Origin of the sequence: Sphingopyxis chilensis (assembly GCF_035930445.1) — a bacterium.
Lineage (GTDB): Bacteria > Pseudomonadota > Alphaproteobacteria > Sphingomonadales > Sphingomonadaceae > Sphingopyxis > Sphingopyxis chilensis.
Genome location: NZ_CP142394.1, coordinates 3877949 through 3899263 on the forward strand (window position 1 = coordinate 3877949; position 21315 = coordinate 3899263).

Annotated in this window: 7 protein-coding genes; 6 read left to right on the forward strand and 1 reads right to left on the reverse strand. The window is 67.1% G+C overall.

Annotated elements, in window-relative coordinates:
• The first annotated feature begins 256 nt into the window (after positions 1-256).
• From VSX79_RS18300 to VSX79_RS18325, 6 genes are read left to right on the forward strand one after another with little or no spacing between them, the layout of a single operon-like run.
• Positions 257-13573, forward strand: coding sequence for a beta strand repeat-containing protein (locus tag VSX79_RS18300; RefSeq protein ID WP_326914036.1), 13317 nt, complete (start codon positions 257-259; stop codon positions 13571-13573).
• A 48-nt stretch (positions 13574-13621) separates the two neighbouring features.
• Positions 13622-14347, forward strand: coding sequence for an OmpA family protein (locus VSX79_RS18305; protein WP_326914037.1), 726 nt, complete (start codon positions 13622-13624; stop codon positions 14345-14347).
• Positions 14347-15741: a TolC family protein gene (locus VSX79_RS18310; protein WP_179498077.1), complete on the forward strand. Its 1395-nt coding sequence runs from the start codon at positions 14347-14349 to the stop codon at positions 15739-15741. The genes VSX79_RS18305 and VSX79_RS18310 overlap by 1 nt, the downstream gene beginning before the upstream one ends.
• Before the next feature lie 36 nt (positions 15742-15777).
• The gene (locus tag VSX79_RS18315) at positions 15778-17940 is read left to right on the forward strand and encodes a type I secretion system permease/ATPase (RefSeq protein ID WP_179498079.1); all 2163 of its coding nucleotides are present in this window, start codon (positions 15778-15780) and stop codon (positions 17938-17940) included.
• Positions 17937-19031 (forward strand): cell wall hydrolase, encoded by a 1095-nt coding sequence (locus VSX79_RS18320; RefSeq protein WP_326914038.1) that lies wholly within the window; start codon positions 17937-17939, stop codon positions 19029-19031. Before VSX79_RS18315 ends, VSX79_RS18320 begins: the two co-directional genes overlap by 4 nt.
• A gap of 2 nt (positions 19032-19033) precedes the next feature.
• Positions 19034-20293, forward strand: coding sequence for an HlyD family type I secretion periplasmic adaptor subunit (locus VSX79_RS18325; protein ID WP_179498081.1), 1260 nt, complete (start codon positions 19034-19036; stop codon positions 20291-20293).
• On the opposite strand, the gene VSX79_RS18330 is transcribed toward VSX79_RS18325, so the two are convergent.
• On the reverse strand, positions 20239-21294 hold the full coding sequence (locus tag VSX79_RS18330; RefSeq protein WP_326914039.1) for a transglutaminase-like cysteine peptidase: 1056 nt from the start codon (positions 21292-21294) through the stop codon (positions 20239-20241). The genes VSX79_RS18325 and VSX79_RS18330 overlap by 55 nt on opposite strands.
• Positions 21295-21315 lie beyond the last annotated feature (21 nt).

A 21315-nucleotide genomic window follows, 5' to 3' on the forward strand; every position in this document is an offset into this window, starting at 1 on the left:
GCTTCATCAAGTTGTTTCATCTAATTGAATAGTAAGATTCTTCCGGCTGATAATGTTGCGTCCGATGGGCGACGGTTAAGCGCGAGGCCGCTTTTCCTAAAAAATTGTTAACACGCTTGCAGAGTCTCGAGAATCCATGCTCTCCTGATGGGTGGGGAAGGTCCGAGTCGCTCGGACAGTGGGTCGCACTGACATTGGTGGAAATTTTGCTGTGCCGTTTTTGCGGCAGGGCGAGGTGCGGGCGAGGGAAATAGATATGGATGCTTTCGACAATCCGGCACGGAACGGAAATGCGGGGCTTCAACGCGGAGGCGGATCGACGGGAGAGTCGAGCCAGGCCGTTTCGGATAGCGAATTTCTGGTCGCCGCCGCGCACGTGACCGCGGCCGCATCGGCGCTGCCGCTCGCCATCCAGGCGATCCTCGTTCCCGACGCGAGCGGACGCATTGTCCTGCCCGCAGGCGCATCGGTCGATGACATCAGCGTGTCGGGCGCCGACCTGATCGTCACGCTGCCGAACGGGCAGATACTGATCATTCCGAACGGCGCGGTCGATATTCCCTCGATCGTCATCGATGGCGACACGGTGCCCGCGAGCACGGTCGCGCAGCTGCTCGAAAATCTGGGCGAACTGAATCCGGAAGCCGGAACCCGCAGCTCGGGCGGCAATTTCGCCGACCCCGAAGGGCCGATCCAGGACGCCTATGCGCTCGGCGACCTCCTGCCGTACACCGAACTCGCCTTTTCGCAGCCCGAGGACCGCGAACTGCTGCCCGCCGTGCCCGACGACGAACCCGAGATCGTCATCGTCACTCCCGACCAGCCCGCCGGCGCTGCGGCCGCCACCGCGAGCGTCGACGAGGCGGGGCTTCCGGTGCGTGAGGGCGAACCCGCAGGCAGCGCGAGCGAAGCGAACAGCGAAACCACCACCGGATCGATCGTCTATGACGCGGCCGACGGCCTCGACGCGATCACGATCAACGGCACCGCGGTCACCGCCGTCGGCCAGGTCATCACGACCCCGCTCGGCCAGCTGACGATCACCAGCCTGACGCCAGGCAATGTCGGATACAGCTATACGCTGGCCGACAACAGCGATGCGAACGGCGATCCGACCGACATCTTCACCGTCGTCGTCACCGATCGCGACGGCGACACCGCGACCGCGACGCTCACCATCGATGTCGTCGACGACGTCCCGACCGCGCGCGCCGATACCGACGCGGTCGCGGCGGGCAGCTTCGCGCCCGAGGCGGGCAATGTGCTCACCGGCGCGGGGACTACGAGTGGCGCGGCGGGCGCCGACACGCCGGGCGCCGACGACGCCGTGCTGACGGGCATCCGCGGCGCGGATGGCGAAGGCGGTTTCTCCGAGCCGGGGACGGTGCAGGGCCAATATGGCACGCTGACCATCGGTGCCGACGGTGGCTATAGCTATGTCCGCGATCCGGGAACGCCGGGCGGCGTCGACGATATTTTCACATACCAGATCACCGATGGCGACGGCGATACGTCGACGGCGACCCTGACGATCCGTATCGCCGATGCGCCGACCGTCATCACTTTCGTCCCGGGCGAAGGTGATGACGGGACTATCGTATACGAAGCCGACCTGGCGGGCCGCGATGGCGAGACCCCGGGTTCGGCCTTCGGGGGCGGTGAAGGTGGTGGCGCTTCGACCAGCGGCACCATCACCTTCACTTCGCTCGACGGCGTCGGCAGCGTGTCGATCGGCGGCGTAACGCTGACGCCCGGCGCACTGCCGCAGACGATCGCGAGCGACGCAACAGGAACGCTCGTCGTCACCGGCTATAGTTACGATCCAGCGACCGGCGAGGGATCGGTCACCTATGTCTATACCCTGATCGACAACACGCTCGACGGCGACGGCACAAGGGTCAGCTTCGACCTTACCATCACCGACGTCGATGGCGACGCGGCGACAGACACGCTCGATATCGCCATCGTCGATGACGCGCCGACCGCGCGCGCCGATAGCGACAGCGTAACCGAAGACGGTCCGGCGACCGCCGACGGCAATGTATTGACGGGCTTGGGCGGCGGCGACGCCAATGCGACCGACGGCGTCGCCGACACTCAAGGCGCCGACGGCGCGACGGTGACCGGAGTGGCGGGCGGCAGCGTCGGCGAACCGCTTGCGGGCGCCTATGGCTCGCTGACGCTGAACGGCGACGGCAGCTACAGCTATGTCCTCGACAATGCGTCGCAGCCTGTTCAGGGCCTGTCGGCTGGCGAGGTGCTGACCGATAGCTTCACCTACACGATCACCGATGGCGACGGCGACATCTCGACGACCACGCTGACGATCACCATCAACGGTGCCGACGACGGCGTGACGGTCGATGGCCTCGATGGAGAGGGCGCCGAACTGACCGTCGACGAAGACGATCTTGCCGATGGCTCCTCGCCCGATGCCGCCGCGCTGACACAGGACGGCAGTTTCACCGTTTCGACCCCCGATGGGCTCGGCAATGTGACCATCGGCGGCGTCCAGGTCGTGACGAACGGCGTGTTCGCGCCCGCGACGGTGCCCAGTCCGCTCGGGACGGTCAACATCACCGGCTTCACCCCCGTCACCGGCGCCGACGGTTCGGTGATCGGCGGCACCTTCACTTATGAATATGTGCTGGCCGACAATACGCTGACGCATGGTCCCGACGGCGAGGACAGCGTCATCGACAGCTTCGATGTCGTGGTCACCGACAGCGACGGATCGACCGCGAACGCCAGCCTCGATGTCCGCATCGTCGACGACGTCCCGACCGCGCGCGACGATAGCGACAACGTGACCGAAGACGGTCCGGCGGTCGCCGACGGCAATGTGCTCACGGGCTTGGGTGGCGGCGACGCCAATGCGACCGACGGCGTCGCCGACACTCAAGGCGCCGACGGCGCGGCGGTCACGGCGGTGACCGGCGGCACGATCGGCGCCGCCTTCGCAACCAGCTATGGCGTGCTGACCCTGAACGGCGACGGCAGCTATAGCTACGCTCTCGCCAATGCGTCGCAGGCGGTGCAGGGCCTTTCGGCGGGCGAGGTGCTGACCGACAGCGTTACCTACACGATCACCGACGGCGACGGCGACACGGCCACCGCGACCCTGACAATCGCCATAACCGGCGCCGACGACGGCGTGACGATCACCGGCCTCGACGCTGAAGGCGCCGAACTGTTCGTCGACGAAGATGATTTGCCGGCGCGCGCGGGCGAAGCGCCGGGGTCGGACACGGCCCCCGACGGCGTGACCGACGGCGACAGCTTCGCCGTATCGACCCCCGACGGCATGGGCACGGTCGTGCTCGACAGCTTCAACGGCGTGCCGCTCGGGGCACCGCTGACGCTGGTTACCGCCGACGGCAGCTTCACGCCGCAATCGGTCACGACCGCTTATGGCACGCTTTCGGTCACCGGCTTCACGCCGGTTATCGGTTCAGACGGATCGGTGATCGGCGGCAGCTTCACCTATAGCTATACGCTGACCGACAATCGCACCGACCATCCCGCCGCGGGTCAGGACGACCGCACCGACAGCGTCGGCGTCACCGTCACCGACGCGGACGGATCGAGTGCCAGCGCGGCGATCGACATCCGCATTACCGACGATGTGCCCGACGCGATCGACGACGGCACGGCGCAGACGGTCGAGAATGCGCCCGTCACGATCGACGTGCTCGCCAACGACGGGCAGGGCGCCGACAGTGTCCAGCCGTCTGCGGTCGCGCTTGTCGCCGGTTCGCTGACCGGCGCCGGCACGCTCGTGAACAATGGCGACGGCAGCTTCACCTACACCCCCGCGGCGCAGGAAAGCGGCACCGTCAGCTTCCAGTATCGCATCACCGACGGCGACGGCGACACCGACGTCGCCACCGCGACGATCACCCTCGTCGCCGATTCGGCGCCGCAGATCGGCAAGGTGGCCGATTTGACGGTCGACGAGGACGGGCTTGCGGGCGCGAACATCGACAACGGCCTCGCGGGCGAGGTGACCTCGACGGGCAGCGCGAGCGCGAGCGGCACGATCATTGTCGATTTCGGCAGCGATGTTCCCGCGACGCTGGCGGGTTCGCTCGTCCTGAACGATGCCGCCGCGCTCGATACGCAGCTGACCGTTGGCGGCGTGCCAGTAACCTTTGCCAAGGTTGGCGACGATCTTGTCGGCTCGGTCGGCGGCAATGAGGTGATCCGTATTGGCCTGACGAGCGCGACCGCCGGTCCCGGCGCGACCGAAGTCACCTATGGCTATACGGTCACGCTGTCGCAGGCGGTCGATCAGGCGCTGCCCGGCGTCGAGGACAGCGATCTTCTGACGGGCATCGGCTTCACCGTCACCGACAGCGACGGCACCCAGTCGTCAGGCGCGTTCGGCGTCACCATCGTCGATGACCTTCCGACGCTCAGCGTGTCCGATGCGCCGACGAGCGTCGTCGAAGGCGCGACCGCGAACGGCACATGGACGCTCGATGCGGGCGCCGACGGCGTCGCGTCGGTGCTCGTCAGTTTCGGCAGCGGCAGCGCCACGCTTGCGCTGACGCCGGGGAGCAGCGTGTCGATCGCGCAGCCGACCGGCACGCTGACGGTGGGCGCCGATGGCAGCTTCAGCTTCGCGGCGGCGGCCGATCAGGATGACGCCACGAATCCGTCCGCGACCTTCACCCTGTCGGCGGTCGATCGCGACGGCGATCCGACATCGGACAGCCTGACGATCGCGATCACCGACGGCGCGAACCCGATCAACGCGACGCCGATCACGCTGACCGTGAACGAGGCGGCGCTCGATGCCATCGGCAGCGATCCGGCCAGCAATGCCGAAACCGCTGGCGGCAACCTCAGCTTCACCGCGGGTTCGGACACGCTCTCGGGCTTCGTCTTTACCGGGGTCGCGGGCCTCGTCGCCAATCTCGACGGCGCCGGTACCGACATCTTCTGGTCGATGGCGCCCGACGGGCAGACGATCACCGGCTCGCTGACGCTGGGCGGTCCCGCCGCGATCACGATCGGTCTGACCGCACCCGCGAGCATCGCGCTCGGCGCGACCGCGAACGCAAGCGTCACCGTAACCCTCGCCGACAACCTGCCGCACGCGCTCGCCAATGCGGCGCAGACGCAGGCGCTGGGAACGGTCACCGTGCAGGCGACCGATACCGACGGCGACCCCGCAACCGGCGTCGTCACCGTGCAAGTCATCGACGATATTCCGGCGGCGAACCCCGATGCGGACAGCGTCGCCGAAGACGGCGCGCTGATCGCGGACGGAAACGTCCTGACCGGCAGTGGCGGCAGTGACGCGAACGCCACCGATGGCGCCGCGGATACGCAGGGCGCCGACGGTGCGGCCGTCACCGCGCTCGTTGGCGGCACGGTCGGCGCGCCGCTCGTCAGCACCTATGGCACGCTGACGCTCAACGCCGACGGCAGCTATTCCTATGTGCTCGATAACAGCAACACGGCCGTGCAGGGCCTCTCGGCCGGCCAGACGCTGACCGAGACCTTCACTTACACGATCACCGACGGCGATGGCGATCCCGCCACCACGACGCTGACCATCACGATCGACGGCGCCAACGACGGGGTCACGATCAATGGCCTGGCGGTTCCCGGCGGCGAGGAGATCGTCGACGAGGACGACCTGGCCGACGGCTCGTCGCCCGATGCCGCGGCGCTGACCCAGACGGGTTCCTTCACCGTCGCCGCGCCCGACGGCCTCGACGACGTCACCATCGGCACCGCGCCGGTGATGGTGAACGGCGTTTTCACCCCCGGCCTGACGACCACGAGCCCCCTCGGCACGGTGACGATCACCGGTTTCACTCCCGTCACCGCGAGCGACGGCTCGGTGATCGGCGGCACCTTCACCTATGAATATGTTCTGGGTGACAACACGCTGACCCATCCGGCAGCGGGCGAAGACAATGTGACCGAGAGTTTCCCGGTCACCGTCACCGACAGCGACGGGTCGGGTGCCAACGCCAGCCTCGACATCGTCGTCATCGACGACGTGCCGGCCGCGGCGGCCGAGCCGAACCAGAATGTCGCCGAGGGCGCGACCGTCACCGGCACGCTCGACTTCGTCGAAGGCGCCGACGGGGCGAGCGTCACCCAAATCAACGGCACGGCGCTGGTCTTCGGCATGGACGGCTATTCGCAGGGCATCGACATCGGCGATGGCACGATCAAGGTGAAGGCCGACGGCAGCTACAGCTTCACCGCCGATGCCGCCGTCGCCGGCACCGGCAGCGCGTCGGCGACCTATACGGTCACCGACGGCGACGGCGACACATCGACCGCGCCGATTACCTTCACGATCGTCGATGCCAATGTCCCCACCGCGGGCACGACGCAGGCGTCGGTCGACGACGATGCGCTGCTCGGCGGCAATCCCGCGAGCATGACGGGCGATCTTCCCGACGCAAACGGCGACGGCGACAATGACCAGGCGACGTTCAGCGGCGCGCTCAACCTCGATTTCGGCGGTGACGGCGCGGGGTCGGTGAGCTTTGCCGCGATGGACGGCCAGACGGCAATGGTCGGCACCGAAATGGTGACCTATGACTGGAACGCGGGCACGCTGACGGCCACCGGGCCGCGTGGCGCACTGTTCACGGTCGAAGTCACCGACCCTGCGACCGGGGCCTATACGGTCACCCTGCTCGACAATGTGCTGCACACCGCACAGGGCGATGAAAATGACGCGTCGGCGACGCTCGGCTTCGTCGTCAGCGACAGCGACGGATCGACCGCGCCCGGCACGCTCGAAATCACCTTTGACGATGACGCGCCGACAGTCACCGCAGGCGGCACGCAGCCGGTGCTGACGGTCGATGAAACGGCGCTGGGCACCGATGCGCAGGCCAGCTTTGCTTCGGTGTTCACGCCGGTGTTCGGCGCCGACGGAGCGGCCCTCGCCAACCCGACGACCTATGCGCTCGGCATCAACGCGGGAGCGACGGGTCTTGTCGACACCGCGACCAACGAAGCTGTCGTGCTCAGCGTCGTCGGCGGGGTGGTCCAGGGCCGGACCGCGACCTCGGACGCGCTCGTCTTCACGATCGGCGTCGCGGCGGACGGGACGGTCACGCTCGACCAGATCCGCGCCGTGGTCCACGCGCCCGACAGCGGGCCCGACCAGCCGGCGGGTCTTGTCGCCGACAATCTGGTCACCCTGACCGCGACGGTCACCGACGGGGACGGCGATACCGCGAGCGCCACCGCGAACATCGGCCAGAATCTCGTTTTCCGGGACGATGCGCCGGTAGCGAACGATGATAGCGCGGGACTGACTGAGGGCGGGCCGAGCTTTGTCACCTTCGACGTTGATACCAACGACAATAATGGCGCCGACGGGTTGGGCAGCCGGACCTTCACCAGCCTGACGGGCAGCTATGGGACGATCACCCTGAATGGCGACGGCACCCAGACCTATACGCTGACCCCTGACGGACAGGCGGCGATCGACGGCTTGGCGCCGGGGGCGACGCTGACGGATATATTCACCTACACGCTCACCGACAAGGACGGCGACAGCGATCCCGCGACGCTGACGGTCACGCTGACCGGCACCGACGACGGCGTGACGATCACCAACCTGACGCCCAAGCTCGACGGCGGCGACGCGGTGGTCGACGAGGACGACCTGCCCGCCGGGTCCGACACGATGAAGGAGTCGCTCACGCAGACGGGCAGCTTCACCATCTCGGCGCCCGACGGCGTTGCCGACCTGTCGGTCCACGGGGTGCAGGTCATCGCAAATGGCGTTTTCACGCCGGCGACGATCGTCACGCCGCTCGGCAACACGCTCGACATCACCGCCTATGATCCGGCGAACGGCGAGGTCAGCTACAGCTATACGCTAGGCGCCGCCGAAACCCATGGCGCTGTGCAGGGCGAAAACAGCCTGTTCGAGGATTTCGTCGTCGAGCTGACCGACGCCGACGGCGACAACACCGACAGCCTGCTGTCGATCAACATCGTCGACGATATCCCGACGGCGGCGGCCGATGCGGACATTGTAGTGGCCGAAGACGCCGCTCCGGTCGGCGGCAATCTGCTCGCCAACGACACGCAGGGCGCCGACGGCGCGACGCTGACCTCGGTGACGATCGGCGGCAATGTGACCCTGATCGCCGCGGCCGGAACGACCGTGATCCCGACCGCGAACGGCATCTACAGTTTCACCGCGACCGGCGTCTGGACATTCGATCCCAATCCGGTGAACAACGCGGCGGCGGTCGATGCCGGCTTCAGCTACACGATCACCGACGGCGACGGCGATATCGCGACCGCGACGCAGGCGATCAGCCTGACCGACGGCGCCGGTCCGCTCGGCGGCGGTTCGATCACGCTCGCGCTCGACGACCAGAATCTGTCCGACGGATCGACCCCGGCGGGTCCGGATTCGGCGAACGACACGCTCGTCTTCACGCCGGGCTCGGACGCGATCGCCTCGATCGTCTTCGCGAACAGCCTTGCGGGCCTTGGCGGCGGGCTGACCTGGGTGCGCGTGTCGGATACGCAGGTCACGGGTTCGGACGGCGCGCGGCTCGTCGTTACGCTCGACCTGGTGCGCGTCGGCAACAGCGCGTCGGTCACCGCGACGCTCAATGACAATTATGACAGCCATCCGGGACTGAACCTCGACGATCTGGCGAACCTCGGTTCGGTAGGCGTCGTCGCGACCGACGCCGATGGCGACACCGCGACGGGCAGCGTGGCGGTCACCGTCTCCGACGACCTGCCGACGGCGCGCGCCGACAGTGATGCGGTGACCGAGGACGCGCCGGGCGGGGCGACGGGCAATGTCATGACCGGCATCGGCACGACCAACGCGCCGGGCAGCGCCGACACACAGGGCGCCGATGGCGCCAGCGTGACCGGCGTTGCCGTGGGGACGTCGGCGACGGCGGTGGCGGGCAATGTCGGCGCGGCGCTGGGGGGCAGCTATGGTTCGCTGACGCTGGGCGCGGGCGGCGGCTACACCTATGCGCTGAACAACGGCAATGCGGCGGTGCAGGCGCTCGGCGTGGGCGAGACGCTGACCGAAACCTTCACCTATACGATCACCGACGGCGACGGCGACCAGTCGACGACCACGCTGACGATCACGATCAACGGCGCGAACGACCTGCCGACGATCGGATCGTCGACGACCGCCGTGTCGGACGAGGGCCTCGCGGGCGGATTGCCCGACAGCGTCGGGACTGTCGACACCACCAACCTCACGCTCCGCACCGGAACCATCGCGGTCGGCGACCCCGATGGCGATCCGCTGACGCTGTCGCTCGGTGCGCCCGCGACCGCCCTGTTCTCGGGCGGCCAGCCGATCGTGTGGGACACGACCAACCCGCAGCTCTTGCTCGGCAAGGTCGGGACCGAAACGATCATCAGCGTCGCGATCGACAATGGCGGCAATTTCACCGTATCGCTGCAGGGACCGATCGATCACCCCGACACGACGCTCGAGGATGCGCTGTCGCTTGTGGTGCCGGTAAGCGCGAACGACGGCACGACGACCGTGACCAATGCGGCCGCGCTGACCATCGGGCTGGAGGATGACGCGCCGGCTGCGATCGCGCCGCTCGCCGCCGCGCTGATCAACGCGCCGGGCGCGTCGGTGTATCAGTCGCTCGATAGCGACGGCGACGTTGACAATAATTATGGCGGCGACGGGCCCGGAAGCGTGATTTTCACCGCCGCGACGATCGCGGCGCTGCAAGCGCAGGAACTGACCTCAGGCGGCCAGATGCTGACCTATGTCATTTCGGCGAACGGCACCGTCCTGACCGCTGAAAAGCCGAATGGCGACGATGTCTTCATCATCCGCCTGCAACCCGCGGGCCATGCGGACCAATATCAGGTCGAGATGGTCCAGAAGCTCGATTCGACGGCGACGATCGATTTCAACAGCGGCGGCTATGACATCGTCGGCGGCAACACCGCGTGGATCGGCTTTACCCTGGCCGGCGACAATAACAGCCCCGACATTCTCATCACGCCGATGACGAACGGCGTCGACGGCGGCAAGATGAACGCGAACGCGACCAACACCGGCGTATCGGACGGTAACAGCGTCGGTCCGACCGAGGCGGTCCGCATCGATTTCGTCGTCGATCTCACCGGAACGCCCGGCAACAACGACTACGCGCCGATCGCCAATCAGACTCACGCGTTCGATTCGCATTATTCGGCCAACGGCGCGTCGGCCTTCTTCTCCAACATCAACAGCAGCAGCAGCGTCCGCATCGTCGCGCGCGACGACATCGACACCGACAATGACGTCGGCGACGGGGTCCAGGACATAATCACCGGGGTCGCGATCAGCTACAACGGTTCGACGCTGATCGTGACCACCGCGGGCATCTATAATGTCGGCGGGCAGAATTATACGGTCAGCTTCAGCGGCGGCGAAGCGACGATCGACGGGGTCGTCGCGGACACCCGTCTCGCGGGCTTCACCGCCGACGGTTACAACAGCATCGAATTCCACCACGCGGGCGGCGACACGTTCAAGATCGGCGACTTCGGCGCGGTGGTCCAGACCGAAAATCCGGTGAATTTCGAAGTCCCCGTGACGATCGTCGATGGCGACGGCGACACCGCGCCGGGGTCGCTGTCGATCACGACCGCATCGCCGCTGCTCGTCATCGGGTCGGCGACCGGCGACGTTGGCGGCGAGGCGACCGACCATGTCGTCGCCAATCCGCAGGGTCTGCCCGACGGAGCGATCGCGGGCGGCGCGTTTGACGACACGCTCGTCGGCGACCCCGGATCGGTGACGATCACCGAGGGGCAGCAGGCGAATGTCGTGCTCGTGCTCGACAGCTCGGGCAGCATGACGACCCAGATCGCGTTCGGCGGCGGCACGATTTCGCGGATGCAGGCGCTCAAGAACGGCGTGAACGCGCTGATCGACAGCCTGTCGCAATCGGGCGCCCTCGATGTGCGCATCACCGTGATCGATTTCGACAGCGACGGCGACAATCTCGGAACCTTCAACCTCATCGTGAACGGCGTGGTCCAGGCGGCGCAGGTCACGGCGGCGAAGGCTGCGGTCAACGGGATGACGGCATCGGGCAGCACCAATTACGAGGACGGCCTGCAGGATGCGCTGAGCTGGATCAACGGCGGTAACGGGATCACCGGCGCCGACGTGAACAAGGTCGTATTCGTGTCCGACGGCAACCCGACCGTCTGGAACAATGGCGGCAACGGCGACGACGGTGACGCCACCAACGTCCAGAATTCGATGAACCAGGTGCTGGGCTCGGATGGGACGAACGAACCGCAGCAGATCCTCGCGACCGGCTATTCGATCGATTCGGTGGGGGTCAACGTCAATGCGAGCCTGTTGGCGCGGCTCAGCGATGTCGAGGATGGCAATGCTTCGGGTGGAACCGGCAGCGCGACCAACGCGACGTCCGCCGAACAGCTCGCGGCGGTGCTTCAGGTGCTTGGCGGCTCGACCGACCTTGCCGCGGCGGGGAACGACACGATCAACGGCGGCGACGGCGCCGACATCATTTTCGGCGACGTGCTTTACACCGACGCCCTCGCGGCGCAGCTCGGCGTGAACCTGTCGCCGGGGTCGGGCTGGGCGGTGTTCCAGACGCTGGAAGGCCGCGTGAACGCCGAAGCGATCGATCCCGCCGGCAATGGCGCCGACTGGAATCGTCAGGACACGATCGCCTATGTCCGCGCCAATTATACGGCGCTGGCGCAGGAAAGCGGCCGGACGGGCGGCAACGACACGATCAATGCCGGCGCCGGCAACGACATCATCCTTGGTCAGGAAGGCAATGACACGATCAACGCCGGGGGTGGTGACGACCTGATCCAGGGCGGCACGGGCCGCGATGTCATGACCGGCGGGACCGGGGGCGACACCTACGTCTTCAACGCGGGCGACAGCCGCCCGACGTTGGGTGGCAGCGGGAATGGCGGGACGATCACAGGGCACGACGTGATCACTGATTTCAATCTCGCGGCCGATATTTTGAACCTGCCCGGAACGCCGGTCCCCGACGGGAATGGTGCGGTGGACGGAACAAACTCGGTTCTGACGATCAGCGGACAAGCGATCCGCTCGCATTCGGTCACCAACGGCGTGATTACGTTCGACGACAATAACAGCTTCGCGAACGCGCTCACCTTGTCGAGCGACGCGCATGTCGCGGCGGCGGTCGATTATCTGCAGCGCAATGACCTCGGCCCGGCGGGAACCACCGTCGCTTTCGTCGCGGGCACGCGGACCTTCGTCTATCAGCAGGTCGGGGCCGATGCGAACCCGGCTAACGATATCCTCATCGAGTTGCAGGGCGTCACGATCACCAATCTGACGACGCTGATCGGCACCCGCGTCACGCCGGTGACGCTCGACCTCGGCGGCGACGGGCTCGATTTCGTCCCGTCTTCTGCGGGAGCCGCCTTCGACCATGACGGCGACGGTGTGCGCGAGGCGACCTCGTGGGCGGGCCGCGGCGACGGCATCCTAGTTCGCGACGCCAACGGGGACGGCATCGCCAATCATGGCGGCGAGATCAGCTTCTCGGTCGCCGGCTCGACCGACCTCGAAGGGTTGCGGCTGCAATATGACAGCAATGGCGACGGCCGGCTCAGCGCCGGGGACGCCGAATTCGCCAGCTTCGGCGTGTGGCAGGACGCGAATGGCGACGGCCTCACCGACGCGGGCGAGTTCCGCTCGCTCGCCGACCTCGGCATCGTCAGCATCGCGCTGACGTCCGACGGCAATGCCTATGTCGCCGGCGAGGGCGAGGTGATCGTCCATGGCGAGGCGAGCTTCACGCGAACCGACGGCAGCAGCGGCGCGGTCGGCGACGTGTCGTTCATCACCCCCCGCGCGGCGAACGACGCCGAACGGACGGCGGGCACCCAGGCGCTGACGAGCTCGCTGGTGGCGGCGTCGCTGGTCGCGCTGGTCCATGACGCGCAGCCGGACGGTCCGGTCATGGACAAGATGGTGAGCGAAAATGCGATTGCCGTCGATACGGCGGAGGGAAGCGGCACCGTCGCGGCGACCGGGATCTCCGGCGCGACCACGCCGCCTATCGCGAACGAAACGGCGCTCGAATCGGTGGAGGATGCGCCGTCCGTGCTATCGACCGCGGCGACGCCCGACGACCCAGCGGCCGCTTCGATCGACGAGGATCGGGGCGATTGGCGCAACGATACGGGGACCGACGCGCCCGCCGAGCGCGATGCGGACGCTCTGTTCGATCAGGTCGCGGACCATATTGCCCCGGCTCATGGCCTGATGGACGGACTGTTCGCACTCGCCGCGCTGCCGGCCGACGCAGGCGTCGCCGATGCGGCGGCGCATGACCCGGCCGCGACCGCGGTGCTCGCGGAAGTCATCGAGGGCCGCAACGCGGTCGATCAGTTGATCGACGCCGTCGCGAAAGGCGGGGCGGCGCAGGTCGCGGGCGGTGAAACGCCCGCTTTCGACCTCGCACACTTCCTGGGCCAGAGCGTGGCGCCCGGCGCGGCGATCATGCCGCATCCGGCGATCGAGCAGGATCTTCATCAATTGGCGACGGCCTGACCGCCGCATTTCAGGACCAAAAAGACCTAGTGGGAGGGCGATTAGATCATGGCATATCAACCGGGACAATGGATGGCGGGGGCGCTGGCGGGGCTGCTACTCGCTCAGCCGGGCGTCGCGATGGCGCAAGCGCTGGCCGATCGGCCGATCGACGAACTCAAGACCGAGGTGCGGAGCCGTTACGATGCGGCGCTGGCGATGTCGGTCGATCCAGCTGTCACCGCGGCGGACACGGGCAGCTACGCCTGGGCGTCGGAGGCGAAGGTCCAGTGCGGCATCGCGATGGGGTTCCTGAAATCGAACAGCAAGGACGCCGAAAGCCTGCGCCGCTGCGATTTCGCCTATGGCATGATGACCCGCGCGCCGCAGCCCGCGCCCGAGGCGCCGCTGGTGCCGCCCGCGCCGCCCGCGACCGAAAACTGCCCGCCCGAGGTCGCGTCGACCTTTTATTTCGACTGGGATTCGACCACCCCGCCCGCCGATGCGGCGCAGTCGGTGGCTTTCATGGCCGAAAACCGCGCACGCTGCGGCTGGGCGAATTTCACCGTCGTCGGCCACACCGACCGGTCGGGGCCCGATAGCTATAACGACGGCCTCGCGCTGCGCCGCGCGCACGCGATCGCCGACATGATGGGCGGGGCGGGGATTCCCGCAGGCGCGATCACCGTTTCGGGAATGGGCGAGCGCCAGCCGCGCGTCCAGACCGTCGACGGCCAGCGGACGCCAGAAAACCGGCGCGTCGAAGTCGAAGTGAACGGGATGGGGGGACAGTGATGAGACCGCAACACAAGCTCGCAGGCCTTGCCTCGGCACTCGCTATGGCCTTCTTCGCGGCCTCGGCTTCGGCCGAGCCGACCAGCATGCAGAATGTCATGGCGGTCGCGATCGATTCGAACCCGCAGATCCATCAGGCCGAAATGAACAAGCAGGCGATCGAGTTCGAGCTCGAGCAGGCGAAGGGCCTTTATCTGCCGCGCGTCACGCTCGAATTGTCGGCGGGCGTCCGGCGGCTCGAAAATGCGACCCGTCGCGCGCTCGGCATCGCCAACGACGAGCTGTATCCGCTCGAAGCCGGGATTCGCGCCGAACAGACGCTTATCGACTTCGGGCGGCGCCGCGGCGAGAAGCTGCGCCAGGCGGCGCGCGTCGACGGGGCGGCGCTACGCGTCGTCGAGCGCTCCGAATTCATCGCGCTGCAAAGCGCGCGGCAATATCTCGACATCCTGCTCCAGCAGCGCGTCGTCGCTGCCGCCGAAGACAATATGACCTTCCACAACGGCCTCGTCTCCGACCTGTCGAGCGGGGTGACCGCGGGTTCGATCAGCATCGCCGATCTGCAACAGGCGCAGGAGCGTGCCAAGGCGGCGAGCGTACGCGTCAGCGAAGCCAAGGAAGCGCTACAAAATGCCAGGATCGAACTGCTCGCGCTGAGCGGGCTTCAGGTCGACGAGGTGCAGATGCCGCCGGCGATGGCCGAAAAGCTGCCCGCGAGCCTCAGCGAAGCCGTCGGTCTCACCCGCGCGCGGCATCCGAAAGTGCTCGAGGCACAGGCCGACGTCGATGCGTCGAACGCCGAAGCCAAAAAGGCCAAGGGCGATTTCGCCCCGACGATCGGGCTCGAGCTGTCGGGCCGGATCGGCGACGATATCGACGCCTTCCGCGGCGAGACGAACGACCTGCTCGGCCGCGTCGTGATGCGCTGGGATATTTTCGACGGCGGGATCAACCGCGCGAAATATCAGGAGATGGTGCGCCGCGCGAGCGAGAGCCGTTTCCGCTTGCACGAGGCCGAACGCAATGCCGAGGCCGACACGCGCCGCGCATGGAATGCGCGCGAGACGCAGACCGCGGTGTTCCGCGACCTCGTCGATCAGAGCAAGGCGACCGACGAGCTGCTTCTGTCGTACCGCGACCAGTTCGGGGTCGGTCGCCGTTCGCTGCTCGACGTGCTCGATGCGCAGAACACGCGCTTCAATGTCCAGGTCCGCGCCGAAACCGCGCGCTTCTCGGAGATGTTCGCGGTCTATCAGATCCTCGCCTCGACCAACAATCTGCTCGACGCGTTCAATCTGGCCGCACCCGAATCGCGCCGTGTCTATGCACGCGAAGAGGTCGGCTACGGCCCGCCGGCGCCCGCCGAGCTTCAGCGTCGCCGTTATCCGCAATGATCAGCAGTGGATTGATTCCAAGTAGAAAAACCAGACATGTTGCAGGATCAATCCACGATTGCGCGTATCGGTAGGGAGGCGCCGGGCGATCCGCTTATCGCCTGCATCCTCTTTGTCGCGCAGCATTTCGGGCAGAATTTCCAGCGCGGCGCGCTGTCGGCGCTCGCGCGCGACGAGCGCGGCTTCCTTCCCTTTCATCAGGCCGAAGCCGCGCTCGACCTCTGCTTCATCAACAATGAGCGGCTCTATGCGCGCAAGGTACGGAACCTGGCGCGCGACCTGCCCGCGATCGTCCGCCGCACCGATGGCACATGCGCGGTGCTGCTTGAGGCGAAGGACGAGCAATATCTCGTCTGGGAACCCGGCGCTGCCCTGCCTTTCTGGGCCGACGCGGCGGCGGTCGAGGACAGCTATGCCGGACAGGCGGTGGCCGTCGCCGCCGATCCGACCGCGATCCGCGCCGAGGAGCGGCCGTGGGACGAACCGGCGAAGCGCCACTGGTTCTGGGGCGAGGTGCGGCGGGTGCGCCGGTCCTTCTATCCCGTGCTCGGCGCGGCGCTGATGATCAACCTGCTCGGCTTCGCGCTGCCGCTGTTCACGATGAACGTCTATGACCGCGTCATACCGAACAAGGCGGTGTCGAGCCTGTGGGTCCTCGCGATCGGCGCGCTGCTCGCCTTTGCGGTCGAATTCACGTTACGCCTCGCGCGCTCGACCTTGCTCGACGATCTCGGCCGCGACCTCGACGTCAAATTGTCCGAGAAGATTTTCTCGAAGGTGCTCAACATGCCGCTCGCCGACCGGCGCGGCAGCACCGGGATGCTCGCGCGGCGCGTGTCCGAATTCGAAAGCGTGCGCGATTTCTTCGCCTCGACGACGATCGTGCTGATCGTCGACCTCGCCTTCCTCTTCCTCTTCCTGATCATGATCGCCGTGCTCGCGGGCTGGCTTGCGCTCGTCCCGCTCGCGATCATTGCGGTGATGGGCATTGCGGGTTTCTTCCTTCAGCGGCGGATGATGCAGGCCTCGCTCGATAACCAGGCCGACATGAGCATCCAGCACGCGATGCTGGTCGAGGCGATCGGCGGCGCCGAAACGGTCAAGAGCTGTGCCGCCGAGGGGCAGGTACTCGGCCAGTGGCGCCGGATGGTCGATACCAGCACGCGGACCCAGGCGACGCTGCGCCGGACCGGCGCCGCCGCGATCAACCTCGCGACGCTCGGCCAGCAATTTTCCAGCCTCGCGCTCATCATCGGCGGCTTCTACCTCTTTGACGCCGGCAAGATTTCGATGGGGGCGATCATCGCGATCGTCATGCTCGCCGGACGCTCGATGGCCCCTGTCGGCCAACTCGCTTTCCTGATGACGCGCGGGCGGCAGGCGCTGACGACGATGGCGAGCATCCAGCAGATGATCGACGCAGACGACGAACGCCGCATGGGCAGCAGCGCGCTGAACCTGACGATCGACAAGGGCGACGTCGCGGTTGAAGGGCTGTCCTTCACTTACCCCGGAGCCGCTGCGCCGTCGCTCACCGACATCGACCTCCGAATCGAGGCGGGGGAGCGGATCGCGATCGTCGGCCGCGTCGCGTCGGGCAAATCGACGCTCGGGCGGCTGCTTTGCGGCCTCTATGCGCCCGATGCGGGCAATATCTTCATCGACGGGCTCGACAGCCGCCAGCACTCGCCGATCTATCTGCGCTCGCAATTCCGCTTCGTCGGGCAGGACGCCGTGCTGTTCAGCGGTTCGATCAAGCAGAATATGCAATATTGCGCGCCGGCGGCGACCGACGCCGAACTGCTTGCGACCCTGCAGTCGATCGGCGCCGACCGCTTCATGGGCCGCGACGAGACGGGGCTGGACCGCGGCACCGGTGAACGCGGCGGCCAGTTGTCGGGCGGCCAGCGCGGCTTCCTGACTATCGCGCGCGCGCTTGCCTCGCCCTCGCGCTTGCTGTTCCTCGACGAACCGACCGGCGCGATGGACACGCAGAGCGAACGGCTTTTCATCGAGGCGCTCGATAAGGCCGTCGCGAAATCGCAAACGCTGATCATTGCGACACACCGCGAAGCGATCCTCCAGATGTGCGACCGCATCATCGTCATCGACGGCGGTCGGATCGTCGCCGACGGCCCGCGCGCCGACATCCTCGCGCGGTCGAGCAAAGACGCAGCGCCCAAGGAACCGGCATCATGATCCCAGAGCTCAACATCGGGCGCGACGGTACGGCCCGCGCCGAGGTTCCCTGGGCGGACACCGATACGCGGCGGCCGTCGAAGAGCCTGAAGCTCATATTGCTGGGGCTCACGCTGTTTGCGGCGGCAATCCTTTTCGCCGCATCGAACGATCGCCTCGCGCGCTTCGTCGAGGGCGTTGTCGCCGGCTGGACGGCCGATCCCGCCGAAACCGCGAAAGCGGCGAAGCGAAAGGCGATCGCGAAGCTGATCACCGAAACCGAGACCGACTCGATCGTTCCGGCCGCCGAGGGCGCCGATGCCGTCGCGCGAAATGCGCTGCTTCCCGTGTCGACGCTGCCCGTCGAGGCGGCGCGGCCGTTCATGATGCCGGTGGTTTCGCTGGTGCAGGCGACCAACGCGCAGCGCTGCCTGACGCAGGCGATCTATTATGAGGCCGCGACCGAATCCGACGCGGGCAAGGCCGCGGTCGCGCAGGTTATCCTCAACCGCATGAAGCACCCTGCCTATCCGAACACCGTCTGCGGCGTGATCTATCAGGGCAGCACGCGCCCCGGCTGCCAGTTCAGCTTCGCGTGCGACGGCTCGATGCGCCGTCCGCCGGTGCCCGCGCTTTGGCGCCGTTCGGCCGAGATCGCGCGCGCCGCGCTGGCGGGCCATGTCGAGACCAGCGTCGGCATGGCGACGCACTATCACGCCAATTATGTCCTGCCGCGCTGGGCGCCCAAGCTGACCAAGATCGAGCAGATCGGCGCGCATATCTTCTATCGCTGGCCGGGATCGTGGGGGAAGCCCGGGGCCTTTTCCGACGCCTATACCGGCGCCGAATATATTCCCGCCTTCAGCCAGCTCTATGCGGGCGGTGCGGCGGCTGCCGAGGCGTTGCCCGGCGTAGTGATCGCGACCCAGGGCGTGCCGCTGCCGCGCGACCCCACCGATCACCGCGCCGACAACGACGTCGGCGGCCGCGTCGATGTCACCAAGGGCTGGGTGCCGAACATTCCCGATCCGACCCAGAGCAAGGCGCGTTTCGACAGCCTGACCAGCCAGCAGGGCGCCGACGCCGCGCCCGAAATCCAGCCCGGAACCTAACTATGGGAATCGCGAAATTCTGGCAGCGCCTTCGTGGGAGCGAGCAGATCATGGTCGCGGCTGCGGCCGGCTTCGTCCTGTTCCTGCTGTGGGCGAGCATCGCGCGCGTTGACGAAGTGTCGCGCGGGCAGGGGCGCGTAATCCCTTCGTCGAAGGTGCAGATCATCCAGTCGTCCGAACCCTCGACGATCCGCGAAATCCTCGTCCGGTCGGGGCAAACGGTGAAGAAGGGACAATTGCTCGTTCGCCTCGACAATACGACATCGCAGTCCGAACTCGGCCAGCTCGAAACCGAAAACGCCCGTCTCGCACAGCGCGCCGCGCGCCTTGCGGGCGAAGGCGGCAGCGGCGCGGCTTGCGCCGGGGCCGATTGCGGCGACGAAGCGCGCCTTGCCCAGGTGCGGCGTTCGTCGCTGCAAAGCCAGCTCGCCGCGCTGTCCGCCAGCGTCGAACAGCGCCGCCGCGACATGGGCGAAGCGCAGGCCACCGCCTCGTCGCTCGAAAGCAGCCTGCGCCTCGCGCGCCAACAGGTCGCGATGCTCGAACCGCTCGCGGCAAAGGGCGTCGTGCCGCAGACCGAGCTGTTGACCGCGCAGCGCGAGGTCGTCGATATCCAGGGCCGGCTGGCCGCCGCGCGCCAGGCGATCTCGCGCTCGCAGGCGGCGGTGCGCGAAGCCGGCGCCGAGGTGCAGCGCGCACGCTTCGATTTCCAGCAGGAGGCGCTCAACGAACGCAGCCAGCTGACGACGAAGATGGCGGTCAACGAGGAAACGATCCGCGGCGCCGAGGGCCGGCTTGCGCGGTCCGAAATCCGCTCGCCGGCGCGCGGCGTCGTCAACGACCTGCTCGTCAACACACTCGGCGGCTATGTGAACGCGGGTGAACAGATCATGCAGATTGTGCCCTTGGGCGACAAATTGCTGATCGAGACGCGCGTTACGCCGCGCGACATCGCCTTCATCAAGGTCGGCGATCCCGCGAACGTCAAGGTCACGGCCTATGATTTCTCGATCTATGGCGGCCTCAACGGCAAGGTCGTGCGCGTGTCGGCCGACAGCATCTATGACGAGGTCGAGCGGCAGGCCTATTTCACCGTCGTCGTCGAAACGTCGAACAGCTATCTGACCTCGAACGGCCGGCGCCTGCCGATCACTCCGGGCATGCTATGCGATGTCGAGATCGTGACCGGCAAAAAGTCGGTGCTGAGCTATTTGCTGAAACCGGTCTTGAAGGTCAGCGGATCGGCGCTCACCGAACGCTGATCGTTCAGCGCCAGTGTGTAACTCTTTTCCGACGCGGGGAGGGCGGCAAGGTCCGGCGACGGCTGCGCGCCGCGATAGGCGTGGACCCAGCGGCGGTTGCCGCTGAACGACAGCACCGGGCGCACCGCATTGGCCTGGCTCCCGTCGTAAAGCCGGTCGGTCACATTATCGAGCACCAGCTTGCCGGCATCGGTCTGGACGAGCAGGAAGGCATGGTCGGCGTTGGCGGCAAGATCGCGGAGCAGCACCAGCTTCATCCGCTCGGCATCGACTCCCGCGGCGCGCAGCATCTGCATCTTCAGGATCGCGAAATCCTCGCAGTCGCCCTTGCCGCGCGCGATCGTCTGCTCGGCGGTCGCCCAGAAATCGCGCTGGCGGTAATTGCGGTCGTCGCCGACATAGGCGATCTCGCGGTTGACCCACTGGTTGACGCGCGCGAGCAACTCGGGCTCGGCGAGGCCCGGCGAGGCGTTGGCGCTGCGAAGCTTGCCCTGCATCAGCGCCGCGGGCGCGGCGCGGCGGACGCGGTTCCAGCGGGCGTCGAAGCGCGTGCGCCTGACGGGGATCGCGCGCGTGCCGAGTTCGGACGCCGCGTCGGCTTCGGCCAAGGAGGGAAGGATAGAGGGGGCGCTGCAGCCGGTGGCGGGAAGCGCGAAGGAAATAGGGCGCTGACTTGCGGGTTCGAGCGCCCGCTGGACGGGCGTCCCGGCGAGGCCCGCGGTAACCGGCACGGCGGTCGTTTCCGCCCCCTGCTCCGCCCGGATACGGTCGAGCGCGCTCGGCGCGCCGCCCAATATGGCGCGCGAAATATCGGCGGGAGCCTGCGTCCCCGCATGGCTCGCGGCGACGGGGCACGCCGCCTTGCCGCCCGCCAACGTCTTCACGTTGAGCAGCTTGGGCGATGCATGGACGGCGGTTGGCGTCATCGCCGCGGCCGCCATCACGATGGCGACAGGAAGCCACCGCGACTCGCCGTAGACAGGATGGGCAGACTTGCTCATGCCGCCCGCTTTGCCGGGGCG